7 protein-coding genes are annotated in these 4,611 nt (G+C 34.9%); 3 read left to right on the top strand and 4 right to left on the bottom strand.

Features of this window, described 5'->3' with window-relative positions; genetic code table 11:
- Window positions 1–236 precede the first annotated feature (236 nt).
- From ACQG1K_RS25535 to ACQG1K_RS25520, 4 genes are read right to left on the bottom strand one after another with little or no spacing between them, the layout of a single operon-like run.
- The gene (locus tag ACQG1K_RS25535) at window positions 237–554 is read right to left on the bottom strand and encodes a hypothetical protein (RefSeq protein ID WP_265869419.1); all 318 of its coding nucleotides are present in this window, start codon (window positions 552–554) and stop codon (window positions 237–239) included.
- Window positions 555–558: 4 nt separating this feature from the next.
- The gene (locus ACQG1K_RS25530) at window positions 559–717 is read right to left on the bottom strand and encodes a hypothetical protein (RefSeq protein WP_426721186.1); all 159 of its coding nucleotides are present in this window, start codon (window positions 715–717) and stop codon (window positions 559–561) included.
- Window positions 718–752: 35 nt separating this feature from the next.
- The gene (locus ACQG1K_RS25525; RefSeq protein ID WP_128318011.1) at window positions 753–1,022 is read right to left on the bottom strand and encodes a plasmid replication protein; all 270 of its coding nucleotides are present in this window, start codon (window positions 1,020–1,022) and stop codon (window positions 753–755) included.
- The gene (locus ACQG1K_RS25520; RefSeq protein ID WP_128318010.1) at window positions 1,019–1,885 is read right to left on the bottom strand and encodes a replication initiation protein; all 867 of its coding nucleotides are present in this window, start codon (window positions 1,883–1,885) and stop codon (window positions 1,019–1,021) included. Before ACQG1K_RS25520 ends, ACQG1K_RS25525 begins: the two co-directional genes overlap by 4 nt.
- A gap of 325 nt (window positions 1,886–2,210) precedes the next feature.
- On the opposite strand from ACQG1K_RS25520, the gene ACQG1K_RS25515 reads away from it, so the two are divergent.
- From ACQG1K_RS25515 to ACQG1K_RS25505, 3 genes are all read left to right on the top strand, one after another.
- Entirely contained in the window at window positions 2,211–2,810 is a 600-nt protein-coding gene (locus ACQG1K_RS25515) for a hypothetical protein (protein WP_128318009.1), read from the top strand.
- A 203-nt stretch (window positions 2,811–3,013) separates the two neighbouring features.
- The gene (gene mobC / locus ACQG1K_RS25510) at window positions 3,014–3,388 is read left to right on the top strand and encodes a plasmid mobilization relaxosome protein MobC (protein ID WP_239808184.1); all 375 of its coding nucleotides are present in this window, start codon (window positions 3,014–3,016) and stop codon (window positions 3,386–3,388) included.
- Window positions 3,363–4,611, top strand: a 1,249-nt coding sequence (locus ACQG1K_RS25505; protein ID WP_426760356.1) for a hypothetical protein, incomplete at its 3' end; no start/stop codon positions are given. The genes mobC and ACQG1K_RS25505, both read left to right, overlap by 26 nt.

Genomic DNA, 4,611 nt, shown 5'->3' with positions numbered 1-4,611 from the left:
ATTTTGGTGGATTTGTTCAATTTTTTCAAAAAGTCGTCAGACCGTTTTTTGTCCATACAAGAAAAGATGAAGTCAGAGAAAAATTTGAAAAAAGAAGAGAAGAGACAAAAATACATGAAAAAGGAAAACAAAAAAATGAAATTAAAAGACTCAGATTTTGACGATGACATTAAAAATATAAAAACAATGGTTAACTTCTTGTTGAATCATTACGAAAAAAAATTATAGAAAATTCTTTATTGATAAATTTTCTTTTTGTTCTTAATCCATTTTTTCATGGTTTTTATTTGTGTTGGGGTTTTGGCAAAATTAAATGTTTTCCTTGTATTATTAAACTTTGCTGCCAGTATGAAAACATACATATTAGAGTCATCTATTTCATAAAGAAAATATATCTTTGCTGCTATAATGTATTTATAGCGTGTGTTTTCCCAGTACGGCCTTGTATGTGGCATGTTTTCAAGTTTTCTTATCAACTGGTTGAAATCGTCATCAGAAAGATATTCTTCGACGAATTCATCCAGCGTATTATTTGCGGTGATTACTGAATACATTTAATCAATCCCTTGCTTTTAGTTTTTTAGCAGTTCCATTTTCAATCCTTTTATAACAATCGGCTACTGCCTCAGCCGCCCATTTTCTTTCTTCGATAGAAAACGAAAAATCTGTTTCTTTTTTTTCTTTTAAATCATTATGGTATAGTGTTTCTAAATTCATAAACCCTCCACAGTTTCTATATTTTCTAAAATTTATTATACAACAGAATGGTTCTTCAGCATATCTATATGCTTATATCGCTTCACGAGAGCCGCTGCTGCGTTGTAAGAGCATCCAAGCTCTAATGCTATCTCTTTAAGAGAAAAGCCGTTAGAACGCATTGTGTAAGCTTTCAGGCGTCTTTCCTTGGCTTTTGATTCATACTCTTCCCTTTCTATGGCTGTGTATTTTATGACTGTTGTGACTGAGATGTTAAATTTTTCTGCCAGTTGTTTTTGTGTTAACCCATTTCTGCTGACTCTCATTTTTCACCTCCTAAAAACCTGATCATTTCTTCTATATTCGATTGTTTTTTATAGTTATTTTTCTTCTTTCCACCATTCATTCTTCCTCGGTGAGCTTGAACGCTGGAGAATGCAGAACGACTAAAATTTTTCCAAGTCCATTTTCCTATGCTTCTGGCTGTTGCCTTTACTTCTCCAAACGGTAGTAAGTTTTTAGGGTTACATAACGTATTTAAATTAATGGCTTGGTTCTCTATTTCTCGCATCCAAGAGTCAAAACCTGATGAATCTTTGAACTCTAAAACGTGCCTATACGCATACAAGCGTAGATCGTCAAAAAGGTTAACATTTCGGCCAAGTCCATACTCCAGCCCTCTCTTTTCTTTTGGGTTAGGAGCATTTAGGTCTACAAAATCGGCGAGATAATCTAAATCATATAGATCAGCCCCAGACCAGTAGGGTGACCAGTGTGGATTTAGCGGGTTTTTCGTGATTAGTCCAACGTATCCCGGATCTGATCCTAATTTGTTAGCCATACCGTTTTCTATGGCTGCGGCATACCTTAGAGGCTTTAATCGTGCCTGTTGTGTCTTACACACTCCGTTCTGAAGTATGTATCCATAGTGGCATCTTCCTGAGTTCGGGCTTTTCGTTATGAAGTGGGGTACAGGAAGCCCGACATCTTCGAATTTATAGAAACAGTTGTCATCATCGAGATCGAAAAGCAAACAGGTTTGGATGGCAGGCTGGTTTGCTTGTATGTAGAGCATTTCCAGTGCTTTTTCTTTCTTCCTGATACGAAGTCCAGTGCTCAAATCATCAGAGCAGTAAGGCTTCACAGGCATTTGACTTACAAAATTTTGTTGATTATCGTTGTTATACATAAGTAGTTCCTTTTCCCTGAACCCCTAATGCGATGAGTTTGGCGACCGTAGCATTAGGGGTTCTGTCTTTTCTTCTGTTTTAACTGGTTTTTTTCCTTTGTCAAGTAACCGCCTTAACCATATCAGATAACAGCCCTCTCCAAGGGTGGTTTTTTGATTCTTCACAGAGTAAACCTTTTATCTTGTCAAGTAATCGCCTTAACCATATCAGATAACAGCCCTCTCTTGGGGGTTCTTCCATTCAGAGAAACTTCATTGTACTGATCACTACTCTGTGTTAATGTTCTGGTTAGTGTACTGATGTTTTCTCTGACTTGGGGGTTGTATGTCGTTTCTAAAATCGTTAGACAAAAAAGATGCTGTTGAACAGATTTCCTCTACCGTGAATCTTAGGCTTACTTTGGATGAAGATCGGTTGTTTACTATTGCCAGTCAGAATTCTGGTTATAGTCGTAATGAGCTTACTTATCTTCTTCTTAAACGTTATATTTTTGATGATACCAGTTTAAAAGATATGGCTAACCAATCTGATGATGGTTTACATGCTGGTATCTATCCTAATTGTTATGTCGTGAATACTAATATTGTCCATGATAAAGATGATGACTTATTTATGGTTTCTAATGGTATTGCTGCGACATTTGAGGATGGTTATAAAGAGAAAATGACTTATATCGAAAAAGGTTCCTTAGTTTTTTTATATAGGTCAGGAGAGGGGATTGTTGCTCATGGTATTGCCAGTGGTGAGGTTTTGAAGAAAGATCACTATGGTGTCCCTGATAAAACATATTATCAGGTTCTTTCTGATTTTGTTTTGTATGATAAGCCATTAACACCGGCTGATATAAAAAAATTGCTTGGTAGAAATATTGTATTTATGCATACATGGTTTAGTTTAAAAGATGGTTATAAATTAATTAAGTGATTTTATTAAATTTAATTAGGCGGGTTTTTAATGACTTTGCCTAATTATTATCCCTCGTGATTGACTTTTATTTTTTTTGTATTACTAATTGTATTAGATAGCCAGTTAGCACAATACTTCGTATTGTTTACTGGTGAGGTGGCTTCGCCCCCTTCAATCCCCCTTAAGGTCAAAATAAAAAAGCTAAAAGAAAAGGACAGAATATGCGTGATTATAAAGAAAAATATCAGAGAAAAAATTTTGTTTCTCTTTGTCTTTCAGATCAAGAAATGTCAGAAGTTGACGAATTAACTAAAAGATTAGATTTAACAAGAGCTGCTGCCATTCGTGAATTACTTTTGACAAGCACTACAAAACTAAAAAATAGAATACATAAAAACGACGACAAGGAACAATTATTTTTGCTATCTAATGTTGCTAACAACATTAATCAAATCGCTAAAAAAATGAACACCAACATTGATTGTTTTTTGTCTGGTAATGGTGAACAGTTCGCATATTTGTTTGATCAGATTGTTGACGACATCGAAAAAATAAAGAGAGGATCTGCCAATGATACACAAACAGATAGGAGGTAAACAAAGACAGAAGAATGTTGAGCATTCTCTTAATTATATTCTAAGAGTTAGACCTACGGACACAGAAGAAAATCGCAAATTTGTTCAGGTTATGACAACAACAACAAGAGCAGACATTGAGAATTTTAATGATTATATAAAGTCTAAAAAATTTGCTCACCCATATATTACTGGTGTTCTCTCTTTCGAGGAAAATGACACAGATGAAAACTTAAAACAGAAGATGATCGCAGATTTTGAAGAGGTGCTTTTTTCTGGTGTTCCACCTGAAAACCGCCCTCCTATCATGTGGGTTCAGCATATGGACAAGGGAAGGTTAGAACTTAACTATACAACGTTTAACGCTCTACAAGACGGCAGAGCCTTCAAAACTTACTACCACAATACAGATCATCATCTTTTCAATGCGTTTTGTGAGAAGAACAACTTTGAGCACGGCTTTTCGTCAGTGTTGGACAAAGACGAAAAGAACAGCTTGATCAGGGTTCCGACCAACATCCCGGAAGAAAAACGAGCAAAACTTGAACAGATACAGAACGAGATCCTCGGAAAAATTATTGTTCAAGAAATAAACAACAGAGATGAGTTGATCGATTATTTAAAATCAAAAGATATTCACATCAACAGAGTTAGAAAAAATCAGATATCTATTAAGTTTTCACCAGAAGACGAAAAACCCACAGTGTTAAAAGGAGACATTTATGAAGAGGGCAGAGATTACAACCTATATAGAGAACCACCAAAAAACGACAGAACAAGAGATCCAGAATTTGCTAAAAGAGCACTCTCAGAACATAGAGAGATCTTTGATAAATTACTTAAAAACAGATCAAGAAGAATTGCTGAAAGATATAACAGACCACCGAAAAAAAATGCGAGCATTATTGAGCCAAGAGCTAAAAAAACAAATGACCATGAAGATCAGAACAATCAACATAAAAATACAGACAGCTTTGATCTCGATAGTTTCTCTAAATTTGTTTTTAACGATTTTGATAATAATAAGAATGATAGCGAGGAATTAAATGAGCAAAATAATAGAAATGATAAAATTGAACCAAGAGAAGCAAAAAGCCAAAGAGAAGAAAGAACAAGACAGATTGAAGCAATTGATTTTGAACAACAACGAATTAATAAAATTGCTGAAACAGTCAGAGAACGACAGCTTAGAAATAGAGCAGAAGCTAACACGGTTGAATTTAGAATTGGATTTACAAGAAGAC

Source organism: Enterobacter cloacae complex sp. 402C9, assembly GCF_050030745.1.
Taxonomy (GTDB): Bacteria; Pseudomonadota; Gammaproteobacteria; order Enterobacterales; family Enterobacteriaceae; genus Enterobacter; species Enterobacter intestinihominis.
The sequence above is the reverse complement of the archived record's forward strand: the minus strand, read 5'-3'. Positions and strand labels throughout refer to the sequence as shown.